The following is a 15,892-nucleotide window of genomic DNA, read 5'->3' on the forward strand; positions in this document are numbered from 1 at the left end:
CGGAACTATCTACTTTAATCTTGCACAAATATGGTTGGCATACGGAAAAAAGAGCGGCGGGGAATTGGTCTCCCCACCGCTCGGGCAATCACTTGGTGGGAATATATTTCCCTCCCATAATCCGTTTGGGCGGTGCGATGACCGTCCAGCGGACATGATTGCCTCTGACAAAAATTTTAATTTTAATCTTTGCCATAGTTAAACGTTTTGGAAATTTATAGTTTCCTTTCGACCGCAAAGCGGCCGTGCGCATTACCGCTTGCGTACCATGACAAAGAGAAAATAAAAACCCCGTCAGTTTTCCGTATGCCTTTTTACACTTACATTATTTGGCTTTTTTATTCTTGAAAAATATATTGAGTAAATAAAATCGGAGGGTTGCCTAACATCTGCACATCAAACTTTAATGATGGCTCTACAAATGTGGAAGCACTATGAATCCTAAAGGAAATTTCCCACCCAAAATCAAGAATCATGTTAAGTGTATTTTCACTTTTTATTCCACTATTATTTATCTTATAATCGAAATCTATGATTCTCGTTGGCAGGTATACTTCCTTTGTCTTATACATAGGCTTTTTTCCGTTTACTACTTGATTAAGTTCTCCACGTATATTAAATGCCTTTATGATTACTATATTCGCCGTATCGTCTTTTATAACCTTATAAAAAGGCTTTTCTCCAAGCAAATATAAAATCAATCGTTGTGGAACATCTTTGTATTCTCCTGCCAGCCGCATAACTTCGTCTTTGAAAGCATTGAGAATTGGCATATATACTAATGTGGGTTTTTCTTTTTCTATATCTTTCCATTTAGTTTTGCTTTCCTTGAGAGATTGCAAATGTTGAAATATGGGTGTGATTGTTTCCCAATAATGTTTAGACACTTTATGCCCAAGCCAAATTTCACCAAAATCTATTCTTGATGAAACCCTACTATGTTTAACCGCATCATTGTTATTTTTTGCGGAAAAGCCCAATTCCCATCTTGATATTGGTCTTGAAAAAATAACATCTCTTACATCACCATATTCCCCCTCGTTATCAGATGCAATTCGAATGCGAAGTATGTCATTCATATTTTTAGGACTTATAAACCCTGTCTCTAACTTCATCATTGTCACAATAGATGAGCGTGATGCCATTAAATATCGAGACCTCTCTTCCATTGAAGAAGTCTCAAAATATTTCCTTGCAATTTGCATCGGACGAGTTTCCACTAACTCTGCTGAAAGCCCAAGATTCTTTATAAAGCTCATATACTCAATAGCGATAGCATATTCGAAAGCTTTTCCATTCTGAACATTACTCATCGCTGAAACAATTTTGATAATGAATCTGCAACAATATATGCAAGATTAACAGGTACTGCATTGCCTACCATTTTATAGCCATTGCTTATATTGTCATACTTAAAAATAAAGTCATCGGGAAAAGTTTGTATTCGTGCCACTTCTCGTACAGACAATCTTCGGTAAGAGTTTATTTCTTCAGTGACAAACTTATATTTATCTACGCCACAATACACCATTTTAGGAGCATTAGGATGTATTGGTGCCTGTCTCCCACTTGCTTGTATAGTGAATGAGACTTCATCCCATCCCCTTACACGATTTCGTGACATATAAATTGGAGAAAATCCTCCAACAAGATATTCATTATTTGGTAAATCATTACCGTTATTCTGAATATTAGTTTTTCCGTTAGTGACAGGTCGTGGGTTGGCTTCAGAAATATCTCCGATAGCATCTCTTAAAGTAATCCTATTGCCTTTAGGAGAAATCGGTTTAGGAAATTCATACTTTAAGTTTATATCTTTTCTTATCCCAATAAAAAGGACTCTTTCTCTATCCTCCGGAACACCATAATCCGCCGCATTGACCAATTGAAAGTAAAGATTATATCCATATTTGCCAGCGGACTTAAAAGCCTGTTTAAGACTATCTAATGCCGTCCCGTAACGGGAAAGAAGCATTCCTTTAACATTTTCGGCAACAAAGAATAGGGGGTTTTTAGCATCAATAATCCTAATATAATCCCAAAATAGCTGCCCCCTCTTGTCATCTAAGCCTCTCTTGCCCCCCCCTATGCTCCAAGATTGACATGGAGGGCCACCAATTATACCGTCGCAATCAGGTATTTCATTAGCGGGAATATTTATTATTGAACGCCTATCCAAGAAAGTATCTTTATGATTTAGTTCATAAGTTTCCCAAATGGACTTATCAAATTCATTCGCCCATATTATATCGAATCCGGCTTTCTTGAATCCTAAATCTAAACCACCGCATCCGCTGAAAAGAGATACAATTTTCATTATAATCGTTATTTATTGTGGTCTTTTATTATTTCACTGCAAGATTCACGAGGTAGTTGAAGGCCTCTTCCTCATCCCTGTGGTTGAGTCTGAAGCAGAACTCGTCCACGTACCGCTGCATGTACTTGACCGACACGTTGTGGAAGATGCCGTACACTCCGCGCTTCAGCACCGCCCAGAAGCTTTCTATGCCGTTGGTGTGTATTCCGTCCCCGAGGGAGTATGCTACGGTGTGGTCTATCTTGAGACGGACGAAGTCGCATTTGTTCTTTCCGTCAAGGATGTCGTATCCGGAGAATTGGTCGGTCATTACCGTCGTGTTCGGCTTGCATACCTTTTTGAGTACGGCGAAAAGCTGCTTTCCGCTCAACCGCTTGCCCTCGTCGTTGTAGTTTGCGACAACGGCGTGTACTTTTCCTGTATTGCGTTCCTTTACACCTATTACTGGCGTTTTGGACGTTCCACGACCTCTTTTCGGCTTGTTCTCGTCGTCCTTGTCGCTATCGTCATGCCTGTTGTCCTTGCGCGGCTTTCCGCCAACATAAGTCTCGTCTATCTCCACGATTGCCTCGAAGGTCTCCTTGTATTCCTCGTTCTCCATGGCCTTGCGGATTTGGTGCAGCATTCGCCACGCGGATTCGTAAGAACCCATGCCCATTTCCCTTTGCAGCTGCTTGGCGGAAATCCCCTTGCGGGAGACGTTCACGAGGTTGATTGCGTAGAGCCACATACGCAGGTCGAGGTGCGTGTTCTCGAAGATTGTACCTTTCAACGCGGAAAACTCGCTCTTGCAGTTGTTGCAATAGAGCTTCCTCCTGTCGTAGTTCTGCCGGTATATCCGCCCGTGCATGCATCCGCACTTGGGGCATACATAACCGTCCTTGTACTTTGCATCGACGATGAAGTCAATCGCGCTGTTTTCATCGGGAAACCTTTTTGTAAACTCAAAATAAGTCATTACTTTTGTATTTGATTACGATGCAAATATACAAACAAATTTTGAATCACACAAGCCTTAAACAGATAATTCCGATAAGATTTTCGTGCTGCACCGGTTGGATCGCGAGACATCGGGCCTGATGATGTTCGCCAAGAGCGAAAGGGTGAAAGTGAAGATACAGAGTGCCTGGGAGCAGACGGTGGTGGAGCGGAAGTATTTTGCCGTGGTGGAGGGGCTCGTCTCTCGGGATAGCGGGATGATTTCGACTTATCTGACCGAGAGCAAGGCTTTGAAAGTGTATGTGACGGCCCGCGAGGAGGGCAAGATCGCCCATACGCGGTTCCGTGTGCTGAAGCGTTCCAAAAAGAACGATGTGACGTTGTTGGAGTTGGAATTGGAGACGGGGCGGAAAAACCAGATTCGCGCTCACATGGAATATATCGGTCATCCGATCGTGGGGGATAAGAAATACGGTTCGACACGCTCTTTGATCGGTCGGGTAGCGCTTCATGCCGGCGTGCTGAGTTTCGTCCATCCGGTGACGGGTGAACGCCACGACTTCTCGACACCGATTCCGCGCAGGTTTACGGAACTTTTTGAGTAGGGGAAAAGCGTGGCTGCTCCGTTCCGGTTCAGGCGGCGAAATGGATCCAGACAGACGGTTTTGCTTCGTAAACTATCCCTATCCGGTCGTTTATCAGCCTTGCCGCCCCACGGGATTAAAGAATCAGTCCGGACTTTGGAAAAGTCCGGACTGATTCTTTTTAAACTCCCCGAGCGGGTTTACAAATCCGTGATCGGTTTGTATTTCGGTACGAGCAGCTTCATGACGATCCAGGCGATCAGATAGGCCGCGGCACAGAAGATGAACGCAATGGTATATCCCGCCGGCTTGCCCTCGAATCCCATGAAACGGAGCGACGTTTCGCCGCTGTAGGTGAACAGCATTCCGGCCCCTTTCTGGATAAAGAACGAACCGATACCGCCCGCCATGCCTCCGATTCCCGTAATGGTCGCAATAGCCCGTTTCGGAAACATGTCGCCGATCGTGGAGAAAATATTCGCCGACCAGGCCTGGTGCGCCGAAGCTCCTATCGCGATCAGCAGGATAGGCACCCAATAGCTGATTCCGCCTAACGGCTGCGCCGCCAGCACCACCAGCGGGAAAAACGCGATGATAAGCATCGCCCGCATCCGTCCGGCATACGGATTCATGCCTCGGTCGATGAAATAGGTCGGGAACTTGCCGCCGAAAACCGATCCGACTACCGTAATCGTATAAAGAATGGCGATCGGCCATGCAATCCGGGTTCCCACCAGATTGTATTGGGCTTTCAGATAGGCCGGCGTCCAAAACAGGAAGAACCACCACACCCCGTCCGTCATAAACTTACCGAATGCGAAAGCCCAGGTCTGGCGGTATTTGAGGCATTGCCGGAAAGTCATTTTCTTATCCGTCACGCCGCTCGCCCCACCGGCTTCTTCTGAGGTCGAATCCTGTTCAATATAAGCCCGTTCGGCGGCATTCATCTTGGTGTTCTCTTCCGGTTTCCTGTAAAGGAATAGCCAGAATCCCAGCCAGATGAATCCGATCAGCCCGACGATAATGAAAGCCGTCTCCCAGCCCCACAGCTCAGCCATCACCGGTACCGTCAGCGGCGCGACGATAGCCCCAACATTGGCTCCCGAATTGAATATCCCGGTGGCGAAAGCGCGGTCTTTTTTCGGAAAATACTCTGCCGTCGCCTTGATCGCCGCCGGGAAGTTCCCCGCCTCGCCGACGGCCAGCACGCAGCGGCAGATGATGAAGGCCGTGACGCTGATCATCGCGATCTGCCCCACGATATCCGCTCCCTGCGCCATGCGCAGCGCGTGGGCGTCGGCCAGTCCCGTCATCTGTTCCGTCAACACCCCGCACAAGGCATGTATTCCCGCTCCCAGCGACCACACCGCTATCGACCAGGCATAGCCCCGCTTGGTGCCCACCCGGTCGACGAAGCGGCCGGCGAACAGCATCGCGATGGCATAGACCAGCGAGAAAATAGCCGTGATCGTTCCGTAATCGTTGTCCGTCCAGTGGAACTCCTCTTCCAGAATCGGTTGGAGCAGCGAGAGCACCTGCCGGTCGAGGTAGTTGACCGTCGTGGCGAAAAACAGCATCGAGCAGATGATCCACCGGTAGTGGGTCATCTTCCCGTAAGTTCCGTTGAGTTTGCTCATGATAGAAATTTTGGGTTAGTAGTCTCGTAGCAAGCAAGGGTAATTACGGCCTGACGGATGCGATAATGGCCCGGATCCGGCCGATGGTCTCCGTAATCGCGTTCCAGTCTCCGGCTTCGATCAGTTTTTTGGGGAACAGGTTGGAGCCCATCCCCACACACGTCACCCCGGCCTCGAACCACGCCCGCAGGCTCTCTTCCGTCGGTTCCACACCGCCCGTAGGCATGATCGAGCTCCAGGGGCAAGGCCCCTTGACCGCCTTGACGAAGCCCGGCCCGCCGACCGACGATCCCGGAAAAATCTTCACGATCTCGGCCCCCAGCTCCTCAGCCCGCCCGATCTCGCTCAGCGAGCCGCAGCCCGGCGCCCACAGTATTTTCCGGCGGTTGCACACCGGTGCCATCTCTTCGTTCAGCAGCGGCGAGACGACGAACGCCGCCCCTAACTGAATATACAAGGCCGCCGTCGGCGCATCGACCACCGACCCGACCCCCAGCATCAATTCCGGCAGCTCGGTCGCCGCCCACCGGTTGAGCGTACCGAAGACCTCATGGGCGAAATCGCCCCGGTTCGTAAACTCGAACACCCGGATTCCCGCCGCATAAGATGCCTTCAGCACCTGTTTGCAAATTTCCGCATCCGCGTGGTAAAAAACGGGGATCACCCCCTGCCGCTTCATTTCGAGAGCGACCTCTATCCTACTGAAACGTGCCATATTTTCAATCCGTTTCTATACAAATTATTACCGCGACACCCGGCCCGAGCCGTCGCCGCCCATCAATTTTTCGACTTCGTCGATCGTCACCAAGTTGAAATCGCCCTTGATCGTGTGTTTCAGACACGAAGCCGCCGCCGCAAAGTCGATCGTCTTCTGAAAGTCCGTCCCGTAGGTCAGCAGGCCGTAGATCAGCCCCGCGCCGAACGAGTCGCCGCCGCCCACGCGGTCCACGATGTGCGTGATGTCGTACCTCCGCGAGGCATACAGCCGCCCCCCGGTATAGAGCACCGCCCCCCACGTGTTGTGGTTGGCATTGATCGAGCCGCGCAGCGTAATGGCCACCCGTTCGGCCCGCGGAAACCGCGTCTGCAGCTGCCGGGCCACGCTCTCGAACCGTGCCGCATCGACCTTGCCGCCCGTGGCCGTCGCATCGAAGCCCTCCGGCTTGATCCCGAAGACCTTTTCGGCGTCTTCCTCGTTGGCGATGATCATATCGCAGCATTCGACCAGCGCCGGCATCACCTCCGTGCAGCTGCGGCCATATTTCCAGAGGTTTTTGCGGTAGTTCAGGTCGCACGAAACGGTCAGCCCCAGCCGATTGGCCACCCGCGCCGCCTCGAGACACGCATCGGCTGCCGACTGCGACAGCGCCGGCGTAATCCCCGTGAAGTGGAACCAATCCGCTCCTGCGAAAATCCGTTCCCAGTCGATCATTCCCGGTTGAACCGTCGAAATCGACGAGTGCGCCCGGTCGTAGACCACCTTGCTCGGCCGGTTCACCGCGCCGGTCTCGAGGTAATAAATGCCGAGGCGCTCGCCGCCCCAGACGATATGCGAAGTGCCGACGCCCTGTTTGCGCAACTCGTCGCGACACGCCCGGGCGATGTCGTTTTCCGGCAGCCGGGTGACGAAATCCGCCTCCATGCCGAAATGGGCCAGCGACACCGCCACGTTCGCCTCGCCGCCACCGAAAGTAGCTTCGTAAGAGGTCGCCTGCGAAAAAAGCAGGTATTCCGGCGTTGCCAATCGCAACATAATCTCGCCGAAAGTAACTATCCTTGCCATAAGAACGTATTCAATTGATTATTTAATCGTTACGACCAACGGATTCTCCGATTTGAGTTTCTGGTCGAAGATCAGCTGTGTCATGGCCTGCGGCGTCGGAACATCGCTCTTGCTCCAACCGGCCCCCATCTGATAGGTAAAAGGCCGGCCCGCCGGAATCTCGGTGCTTGCCAACAGGTGCCCCAGCCGGGTTTCGACCTTGATCTCGCACGGGAAAACCAGCCCGATCGTCGTATGTCCGTTATCCGGTTCGTTGTCGGTGTTGAGCGGTTCCCAGTAACCCACCACCTTGATCGGTTTGTTCAGGATGTCGAGCACCTTGCCGCCCGCTCCGCGCGTCACAATCCCCGCCGCCACTTTCAGCCGGTCGAAATCGCCCGTATACTCTTCGGTAATCCGGTTGAAATGGGTGTTGGCATCCAGTGAGATAGTCCGCCGTTCGGTAATCATCACCGTATCGGCCCGGAACGGAGCGTAATCGAGCTGGAAAGCGATCCGGATCGGGCCGTTGTCCAACACTTTGTACTTGACGTAGTTGTTCCCCAGCCACAGCGAATCTTTCGTGTACGGCGCCATGGCGCCCGCCCCGAGCGTCCGCCCCACTTTGTAGCAGTCCAGCCCCTCGCCGTGGTCGGCATGGTAGTTGAATCCCGGTGCATACCATCGGTCGATCACCAAGCTGTCGGTTCGCTTGAGCCAAACGTCGATTCCGTTGCTGATCTCGCCCGTAGCCTCCAACGCCGGCCCGTACATCCGGTGTGCGATCCGGTTGTTCTCCCACGCGAAATCGTCCATCCGTTCCGGTACGAACCGCCCGTATGCCTGCACCGGATAACTGTCGCGTTCGCCGATTTTCAACCGGTAGGTCGCCGACCCGCCCGCCGGAACGGTGGCCTGGAAAATCAACGCCTGCGGCTCCGTCCCGCCGTTGTAGAGCACTTGCGAGGGTTGTTGCCGGCCGTCCGGGGCGATCACGATCATATCTTCCGGCGTAGCTTTTGGCATTCTGGCCAATACGTCTTGCCAGCTGATTTCGACCGTCTCGTCCGTGCGGGCTATTTGCAGCGGGTTGGCGACTTTGACCTTCACGCCGCCACAGGAAACCAGAATTGCGGCTGCGGCTATAAAGAGCTGTAATTTTTTCATGTCCGGTATGTTGAATCAGTTAGTCTTCGTTCATTGCCTTGCCGAGCGATGCCAAAATACCGCCGTCCACGTAGACGATCTGCCCGTTCACGAAGTCCGAGGCGCGTGAGGCGAGGAATACGGCTGTCCCGGCCAGATCTTCCGGATCGCCCCACCGGGCGGCGGGAGTACGTTTGATGATGAAGTCGTTGAACGGGTGCCCCCCCACGCGGATCGGCGCGGTCTGCGCCGTGGCGAAATAGCCGGGGCCGATGCCGTTGACCTGGATGTTGTACCGCGCCCACTCGGTAGCCAGGTTCCGGGTCAGCATCTTCAGCCCTCCCTTCGCGGCCGCATAAGCGCTCACGGTGTCGCGCCCCACTTCGCTCATCATCGAACACATGTTGATGATCTTCCCGCCGCCGCGCTCGATCATGCTCCCGACCACGGCTTTCGACATGAGAAAAGGCGAGGTCAGGTCGGTCGCAATGACTGTGTTCCAGTCTGCAAGGCTCATTTCGGTGGCCGGAATGCGTTTGATGATTCCGGCATTATTGACCAGAATGTCGATCGGCCCTACTTCCCGGGCGATTTTGCCCACGGATTCGGTTACTTGTTTTTCGTCGGTCACGTCGAACAGGTATCCGTGCGCTTCGATTCCGTTGGCGGCGTATTCTTTGAGCGCATTCTCCATTTTTCCGGCCGAGTGGCCGTTTACGACCAATGTAGCGCCAGCTTGTGCCAGTGCCGTCGCCACGGCCATCCCCAATCCGTGCGTGCCGCCGGTCACCAAAGCTACTTTACCGGTCAGGTCGAACAGTTCTATCGATTTCATCTGCTTAAACTATTGAGATTCATGTTTGTTTGCTTGTCTATTTCTTTAGCGACTGGAGGGTACTGTTCTCTTTAACTTCGCTCTGCTCGTTTTGCCTCCGGCTTCCTCGCGCTACCTCGGCATAGTCCGCCAGCGGCCTCTGCCCTCGGAACGCTGCTCGGTTCCTCCTCGCCGCTCACCTTATGCAGGGCAGAGGCGGCCCGGTTCGAGTGCCGAGCGGCACCTGGCAGCGTCGGTTGTGAACAAAGAGAATAGAAAGGACTTCCCTTTTTATAGCCTCGCGCCGGGTGCCGCTCTTTTCGGTAATCGCTTCTATCCGGCGAGGCATTTGTTCTTTATAAAAAAACTTTTTTGCATGCCCTCATGCCGGGCGGGCACTTACTTTTGGTATGCCCCAAAAGTAAGCAAAAGCGCATCAAAGGGGGGACACCCCCCTTTGCCATCCCCCACCCCGACAAATCTAAAGTGCAAGCGAAAGCGCTTCCGGGAATGCCGTGTTTTGCCTTGAGGGGGCTGCGCAGGACGCGCGGACACCCGACAAGGCGAAACCGGCTGGAGGCAGTTTTCTTTGCTTCGTTTGACCTGCGGTCTTCCTCGCGCTGCCTTGGCATAGCCCGCAAGCGGTCTCTGCTCTCGGTACGTTGCTCGGTTCTTTTGCTGCCAAAAGAAATGAAGAGCTTCGCCGGCTCGAGGCGGATAAGAAAACAAGTTTTTCTGGTTCTCTTTGTTCACAAAGAGAACAGTTCCGTACAGTCGTCAAAGAACAAGAAAGACAAATAAATACGGTATATAATTATTTGAGTTCCGTCGTAGCGCAGCCGTCCATATCCCCATAGTCCATATTCTCGCCCGCCATGCCCCAGATGAACGTATAGTTGTGCGTCGCGCAAGCCGAATGGATCGACCACTGCGGCGAGATCACTGCCTGCCCGTTGCGCATCCAGATGTGGCGCGTCTCCTGCGGCTGCCCCATGAAGTGGCACACCGCCTGATCGTCCGGCAGCTCGAAATAGAAATAAGCCTCCATCCGCCGGTCATGCGTATGCGCCGGCATCGTGTTCCACACACTCCCCGGCTTGAGCTCCGTCATCCCCATCTGGAGCTGACAGGTCGGCAGCACCTGGTTCACGATCATCTTGTTGATCACCCGGTGGTTGCTCTCCTCGAGCGAGCCCAGTTCGACCACCACCGCATCCGCTTTGGTGATTTTTCGATCCGGATATTCGGCGTGCGCCGGCGCCGAGTTGAAATAGAACCGGGCCGGATTCGAGGCCTCCTCACTCTCGAAAACGACGTTCCGCTCGCTTTTGCCCAGATACAAGGCTTCCTTGTAATCCAATCTGTATTCCTTGTCCCCCGCACGCACCGTCCCCGCGCCCCCGACATTGATGATCCCCAGCTCGCGGCGGTGCAGGAAGCGATCCGCCCGCAGCGGCGGAATGGCGTCCAGCGTGAGAGCCTTCGCCGCCGGCACCGCCCCGCCCACGATCAACCGGTCGTAAGCCGAGTAAATCAAGTTGATCTCTCCGTCGGTCATGATGTGCGGGAAGAGGTATTCCGCCCGGAGGCGTTCGGTGTCGTACCCCTTCGCATCGGCCGGATGCGAAGCGTAGCGCATTTCGTATTTTACGTCAGACATGGTTATTTGGTGTTTTTTAATGATGATTTGCGAATGATGAGTTCCGGCGCGATAACAATGCCGACCTGCGGTTCGCCCCTGAGCCGGTCGAACATCATTTTTCCCGCCATGTATCCCATTTTATAGCTGAACTGATCCACCGAGCTGAGCGGCGTCGGCAGCAGCTGGCAGAACGGCTCGTTGGCGAATCCCACGACGGCGATATCTTCCGGAATTCGGATCCCGGCTTTTTGAAATTCGAGCATAGCGCCCAACGCGGCGAAATCCCCGGCAAAAAAGACCGCTTCCGGCAGCGGTTGGCCCGATGCGTGAGCCGTAAGAACGGTCTCGGCGAACCGTCGTCCTTCCTGCTCGGACGTATTGATCCCCTCGAAAATATATTCATCGGAGACAGATAGGCCGGCCTCCCGCATCGTGCTCAGGTATCCTTCGAGGCGGTTCCCCCAGACATTGACATGCCGCGGCCCGGCGAAATGATAAATCCGTTTCATCCCTTGCCGCAGCAAGTGTTCGACTGCCAGTGCCGCCCCTTGGCAGTCGTCCACGATCACCGTCCCAGCATCCACCCCCTTCGCTGTCCGGTCGAACAAAACCACCGGCACTCCCGAAGCCGACAGATGGTTGTAATAGCTGTGATCCGTCGCATCGGCCGCCACGGAAGCGATCACGCCGTCCACCTTGCCCGCTAACGAATGTACGATGCGTTCCTCGCGCTCCGCCGAATCTTTGGATTGATAGATAAGCACGTCGTATCCCTGCTTGTAAGCCTTGTCCTCGATCCCCTCGATAGCCGACGAAAAGAAGCTCCGGTTGATTCCCGGCACCACCACGCCGATCGTATTCCGCCGTCCCGTTTTGAGGTTCACGGCCACCGAATTGGGGGTATAGTGCATCTCCCGGGCTACCTCCCGGATGCGTTCTTTGAGTGCGGCGCTGATCGACGGATGATCGCTCAGCGCCCGCGAAACGGTGGACACCGATACGTCCAACCGCTGGGCGATGTCATAGATCGAAGTGCGTTTTCGGGTCATTTGAAAGGAGTGGTGCGACAGTTTGCGCAATCGTTTGTGCAAATGTAAAGATTAATCCGGTGGATGCAAACGGTTTTTCATCGGATATTTTTTTGCGGGTCGAATTAATAGTTTAATTATAAATATGTTATCAATAAATAAAGGTCAAACACGTTTCGGATTGTTTTTGAAGAAACGGATAGAATTTCTACATTTGTGCAATCGGTTGCGTAAATGAGATACAGATCGTTACGTGGAATCGTATATTAAAATTTTTTCAAAACAGACCCAAACAACTCTTTTTCAGTATGAAAATCAAAACAATCGCAGCGTGCTCATGGGCGTTGGCGGTCTTTGTTGCGGGCGGGGGATCGCCGGTGCTGGCAAAAGGCGGGAAGGCGGCGCGGGTAATCACGGAGAATGTGGATTTCGCGGCCCGGCAGGTGCGCCTGATGGTGGACACGATGGATACTTTCAAAGAGATTCCCAGTCCTCGGACGACGGACAAGAACGGCCGGCTGGCGTTCACCACGCTGGACGACTGGACGAGCGGTTTCTTCCCGGGGACGCTGTGGTACCTCTACGAGCTGACGGGCGACAGCGCGTGGCTCGAACCGGCGGTGCACTATACCGAGGGGATGGAGCGGATCAAATACTACCGCGGGAATCACGACATCGGGTTCATGATCTTCTGCTCGTTCGGCAACGGGCTGCGGCTTACCGGTAAACCGTCCTACAAGGATGTGATCGTAACGGCGGCCAAGACGCTGAGCGAGCGCTATCGTCCGGGGGCGGGGGTGATCCAGTCGTGGCCGCAGTGGAGGGGCTGGGACTGCCCGGTGATCATCGATAACATGATGAATCTGGAGCTGTTGTTCGAGGCGACCCGGATGAGCGGCGATTCGTCGTTCTGGAAGATCGCGGTGTCGCACGCCGACCGGACGATGGAGCATCATTACCGGCCGGATAAGAGTTGCTACCATGTGGTGGACTACGATTCCGGAACGGGCGAAGTGCGCAGCCGGGTCACGGCGCAGGGCTATGCGGACGGGTCGGCTTGGGCGCGCGGACAGGCGTGGGGACTGTACGGGTACACGATGTGCTACCGCTATACGCGCGATCCGAAGTATCTGAAGCAGGCGGAGGAGATTGCGCGGTTCATCTTCACGAACAAGAACCTGCCGGAGGATTTGGTGCCGTATTGGGACTACGATGTGCCGAATATCGGGAACGAGCCGCGCGATGCTTCGGCGGCGGCGATCACGGCTTCGGCACTCTACGAGCTTTCGACTTATGCGGACAGGAAGCAGGGCCGGGAGTACAGAAAACTGGCGGATCGGATCGTGAAAACGCTGGCTTCACCGGCTTATCGGGCGGAGCTGGGTGAGAATGGCTATTTCATCCTGATGCACTCGACGGGCAACAAGCCGGGGCCGTCGGAGGTGGATGTGCCGCTGGTCTATGCGGACTATTATTTCCTTGAAGCGCTCAAGCGGAAACGGGATTTGGAGGCGAAGTAGGTGTTCGGCATTTCGGTGTCGGGGGCTTGCATGGAATCGGAGGTTTTGACCGAACAAACACTCAGTTTGAGTGCCTCTTGGTGTATAAAAAAGGTTTCGATTATGTTCTTTCCATGACTGCCACCCGAAATAGCACTTCGCAGAAGTGCGCAGATCGTAGCTCCCGGTTGCGGAGAGTGCTGTTCGGCACTCGAGCCGGGAGTTTGTTTGAACAGGCCCCACTGTCTCCGGCCCGATGTGGCGGAGTAGTCATTGGGGTAGAAACGGCCCGAGCGAAACACAGTTTCGCAAGCCCGGCGCGGGGCCTTTGTTAAGGCAGTTACTGCCCTTGCCCGGCGCGGAGCCCCTTGGGGTTTTTGTTAGAGTTTGAGTGGACTTATTAAGTGCGGCTGCTCGGCCTGAGGGCAGTACCCTCTTGGGGGTAGTTTATCTTGCTGCCGGCAGGCCAATAAAACACCCGAAGGGTGCGGATCGAGTGCCCAGCGGCACCCGACACCGCGTGCGACGGCTGGAGTAGGAAATCGTTCAAAAGCAGCTTGCGCTTTTGAATCGAATTTCCGCCAGCGCGCGGGCAAATACAGTTTCGGGATGCAGCCTGCGGGGAACGCAACTCTCGCGTAAGCGATAAAAGAGTTGCGGGCCTCCGCTGCGGGAGGCTGCGGCCCGCAGTGCCTTGCGACACGCAAAACGATCAGATACAGGTATTCCTACCAGGCTGTAACAGCCTCTGACCGGAGCCATCGGGGGCTTTGGGGTAAAGGCGGCCAATAAAACAGCCAACGGCTGTGGATCGAGTTCCCAGCGGTACCCCGGTGAGACAGACGATGCTGCATATCGTTGTGATAGCCTCGCTCCGAACACCTCCATACAAATCCAATAAACGGCCGGCCCTAAGCCCCCACGAGCCGGCAAACGAAAAGACAGAATAGTAAAACAAATTGTCAATGAGACGTATAACCCATCTTTTCACCCTCCTGTTGTGCAGCGGCTTATTGAGCACCACCTCGCTCGCCGCACAAGCAGCCGAGAAAACACCCGAACCCAATCTTTTGCAACACATCGCCGCCCGGTACGACATGGACTCGATGTGTCAGGAGACTTATACCCCTTATCCGGGGTACAGCGACCGCGGCTTCTGGCAGTCGCTGCCCGAAGCCGTCAAACGGCAGGCCGTAGCGCAGGCCGAAGCCCGGTTGGATTACGTCTGGCGGAGCGTCAGCGTAACCTCCTATCTCGATTTCGCCCGGAAAGGCATTCGGGTACCGAACGACCAACACATCGGCGAACGATACAATGCCCTGGCCGACCTGATGCTGGGCGAGCTGGTCGAAGGGAAAGGGCGGTTTCTGGATCAGATCGCCGACGGCGTGTGGTCGCTCTGCGAGCAGAGCACGTGGGTGGCCGCCGCACATATCTACTGGCAGCTTAGCGGGACGGCGGTGCCCGATGTCGAACACCGCACGATCGACCTGAGCGGCGGCATGACCGCCAATACGCTGGCTTGGGCCTACTATTTTTTCAAAGACGAAATGGGCAAGCTCTCGCCGACGATCCCGCAACGGTTGCGCGCCGAGCTGAATCGCCATACGTTGGACGTCTATCTGAACCGCGACGACATGTTCTGGCTCGGCTTCCGCGAAGGGGCGCAGGTCAATAACTGGAACCCGTGGTGCAACTTCAATGTGCTGACCACCGCGCTGTTAGTCGAAGAAGACCCCGTGCGGCGGGCCGCCATCGTGAAGAAGACCATGCGGTCGGTAGACCGGTTCATCGACTTTTTCAAACCCGACGGCGGGTGCGAAGAGGGCCCCTCATATTGGACACATGCGGCGGGGATGATGAACAACTACCTCGAACTTCTCAAAGAGTACTCGCATGGGAAAATCGACCTGTTCGGCGAGCAGCGGATCAAGAACATCGGACTGTATATCGCCAACGCCCATATCGACAGCCTCTATTTCGTCAATTTCGCCGACGCCGAAGCCAAAGCCTCGCCGGGGGCGGCGACGGTGTTCCGCTACGGGCGGAATATTGCGGACAGCACCCTGATGCGTTTCGGCTCTTATTTGGGGACGCTGACCGGCTTTGCCGAGAACCCGCTCGGCGGGACGATGGACAATCGGCTCAAGACTGCGTTCGTTTATAACGACATGTGCAGGGTGCGTCCCGTCGCACCGCTCTACCGGTCGGTCTGGATGGACGGGATCGAAGTGGCGGTGGCCCGCACCCGCGGCGGCAGCGCCGACGGAATGACTTTGGCCGTCAAAGGGGGGTACAATGCCGAAAGCCATAACCACAACGACGTCGGGAGCTTTATCCTCTATGCGGACGGGCAGCCGATGATGGTGGATGCCGGGGTGGGGACTTATACGGCGGCCACTTTCGACCACCGGCGTTATACGATCTGGATGATGCGGTCGGAGTACCACAACCTGCCGGTCATCAACGGTTTCGGGCAGAAAGAGGGCGGAAAGTACCGTTCGCGGAACGTGCGGTATGCCGA

The 15,892-nt window shown here is 54.3% G+C and carries 12 protein-coding genes and 1 pseudogene; 3 read left to right on the forward strand and 10 right to left on the reverse strand.

What is annotated here, in order from left to right:
* Positions 1–338 precede the first annotated feature (338 nt).
* Genes Q0Z93_RS06465 through Q0Z93_RS06475 form a run of 3 tightly spaced genes read right to left on the reverse strand, consistent with a single transcriptional unit; the run spans position 339 to position 3,275 of the window.
* A complete protein-coding gene (locus tag Q0Z93_RS06465) occupies positions 339–1,313 on the reverse strand; it encodes a HaeIII family restriction endonuclease (protein WP_298063944.1) in 975 nt (324 codons plus the stop codon).
* The gene (locus Q0Z93_RS06470; RefSeq protein WP_298063946.1) at positions 1,310–2,317 is read right to left on the reverse strand and encodes a DNA cytosine methyltransferase; all 1,008 of its coding nucleotides are present in this window, start codon (positions 2,315–2,317) and stop codon (positions 1,310–1,312) included. The genes Q0Z93_RS06465 and Q0Z93_RS06470 overlap by 4 nt, the downstream gene beginning before the upstream one ends.
* Before the next feature lie 28 nt (positions 2,318–2,345).
* The gene (locus Q0Z93_RS06475) at positions 2,346–3,275 is read right to left on the reverse strand and encodes an IS1595 family transposase (RefSeq protein WP_298063947.1); all 930 of its coding nucleotides are present in this window, start codon (positions 3,273–3,275) and stop codon (positions 2,346–2,348) included.
* 76 nt (positions 3,276–3,351) lie between these two features.
* On the opposite strand from Q0Z93_RS06475, the pseudogene Q0Z93_RS06480 reads away from it, so the two are divergent.
* A pseudogene (locus Q0Z93_RS06480) lies at positions 3,352–3,861 on the forward strand (RluA family pseudouridine synthase); the annotation flags it as partial.
* A 179-nt stretch (positions 3,862–4,040) separates the two neighbouring features.
* Here Q0Z93_RS06480 and Q0Z93_RS06485 read toward each other — a convergent pair.
* The 7 genes from Q0Z93_RS06485 to Q0Z93_RS06515 form a co-directional block, all read right to left on the reverse strand.
* Positions 4,041–5,477: an MFS transporter gene (locus tag Q0Z93_RS06485; protein ID WP_298063949.1), complete on the reverse strand. Its 1,437-nt coding sequence runs from the start codon at positions 5,475–5,477 to the stop codon at positions 4,041–4,043.
* Between the two features lie 43 nt (positions 5,478–5,520).
* Positions 5,521–6,192, reverse strand: a complete 672-nt coding sequence (locus tag Q0Z93_RS06490) for a bifunctional 4-hydroxy-2-oxoglutarate aldolase/2-dehydro-3-deoxy-phosphogluconate aldolase (protein ID WP_298063951.1) — start codon at positions 6,190–6,192, stop codon at positions 5,521–5,523.
* 27 nt (positions 6,193–6,219) lie between these two features.
* Positions 6,220–7,260 carry a sugar kinase gene (locus Q0Z93_RS06495; RefSeq protein WP_298063954.1) on the reverse strand — a complete coding sequence of 347 codons (1,041 nt, stop codon included), beginning with the start codon at positions 7,258–7,260 and terminating at the stop codon, positions 6,220–6,222.
* Positions 7,261–7,278: 18 nt separating this feature from the next.
* Positions 7,279–8,406: a DUF4861 family protein gene (locus Q0Z93_RS06500; protein WP_298063957.1), complete on the reverse strand. Its 1,128-nt coding sequence runs from the start codon at positions 8,404–8,406 to the stop codon at positions 7,279–7,281.
* A 19-nt stretch (positions 8,407–8,425) separates the two neighbouring features.
* Positions 8,426–9,211, reverse strand: a complete 786-nt coding sequence (locus tag Q0Z93_RS06505) for a gluconate 5-dehydrogenase (protein WP_298063971.1) — start codon at positions 9,209–9,211, stop codon at positions 8,426–8,428.
* 802 nt (positions 9,212–10,013) lie between these two features.
* Complete coding sequence (kduI, locus tag Q0Z93_RS06510) at positions 10,014–10,859, reverse strand: 5-dehydro-4-deoxy-D-glucuronate isomerase (RefSeq protein WP_298063959.1); 846 nt, start codon at positions 10,857–10,859, stop codon at positions 10,014–10,016.
* 2 nt (positions 10,860–10,861) lie between these two features.
* Positions 10,862–11,932: a LacI family DNA-binding transcriptional regulator gene (locus tag Q0Z93_RS06515; RefSeq protein ID WP_298063962.1), complete on the reverse strand. Its 1,071-nt coding sequence runs from the start codon at positions 11,930–11,932 to the stop codon at positions 10,862–10,864.
* 251 nt (positions 11,933–12,183) lie between these two features.
* Between Q0Z93_RS06515 and Q0Z93_RS06520 the strand changes: the two genes are divergently transcribed.
* Positions 12,184–13,389: a glycoside hydrolase family 88 protein gene (locus Q0Z93_RS06520; protein ID WP_298063974.1), complete on the forward strand. Its 1,206-nt coding sequence runs from the start codon at positions 12,184–12,186 to the stop codon at positions 13,387–13,389.
* Positions 13,390–14,333: 944 nt separating this feature from the next.
* The coding region (locus tag Q0Z93_RS06525; RefSeq protein WP_298063965.1) for a heparinase II/III family protein at positions 14,334–15,892 on the forward strand (1,559 nt) is incomplete at its 3' end.

The organism is uncultured Rikenella sp. (assembly GCF_947628055.1).
Taxonomy (GTDB): Bacteria; Bacteroidota; Bacteroidia; order Bacteroidales; family Rikenellaceae; genus Rikenella.

Excerpts from the sequence above, each read along its gene's own strand:
- Q0Z93_RS06465 (WP_298063944.1), bottom strand. The coding sequence starts at position 1,313 with ATGAGTAATGTTCAGAATGGAAAAGCTTTCGAATATGCTATCGCTATT.
- Q0Z93_RS06470 (WP_298063946.1), bottom strand. The coding sequence starts at position 2,317 with ATGAAAATTGTATCTCTTTTCAGCGGATGCGGTGGTTTAGATTTAGGA.
- Q0Z93_RS06475 (WP_298063947.1), bottom strand. The coding sequence starts at position 3,275 with ATGACTTATTTTGAGTTTACAAAAAGGTTTCCCGATGAAAACAGCGCG.
- Q0Z93_RS06485 (WP_298063949.1), bottom strand. The coding sequence starts at position 5,477 with ATGAGCAAACTCAACGGAACTTACGGGAAGATGACCCACTACCGGTGG.
- Q0Z93_RS06490 (WP_298063951.1), bottom strand. The coding sequence starts at position 6,192 with ATGGCACGTTTCAGTAGGATAGAGGTCGCTCTCGAAATGAAGCGGCAG.
- Q0Z93_RS06495 (WP_298063954.1), bottom strand. The coding sequence starts at position 7,260 with ATGGCAAGGATAGTTACTTTCGGCGAGATTATGTTGCGATTGGCAACG.
- Q0Z93_RS06500 (WP_298063957.1), bottom strand. The coding sequence starts at position 8,406 with ATGAAAAAATTACAGCTCTTTATAGCCGCAGCCGCAATTCTGGTTTCC.
- kduI (WP_298063959.1), bottom strand. The coding sequence starts at position 10,859 with ATGTCTGACGTAAAATACGAAATGCGCTACGCTTCGCATCCGGCCGAT.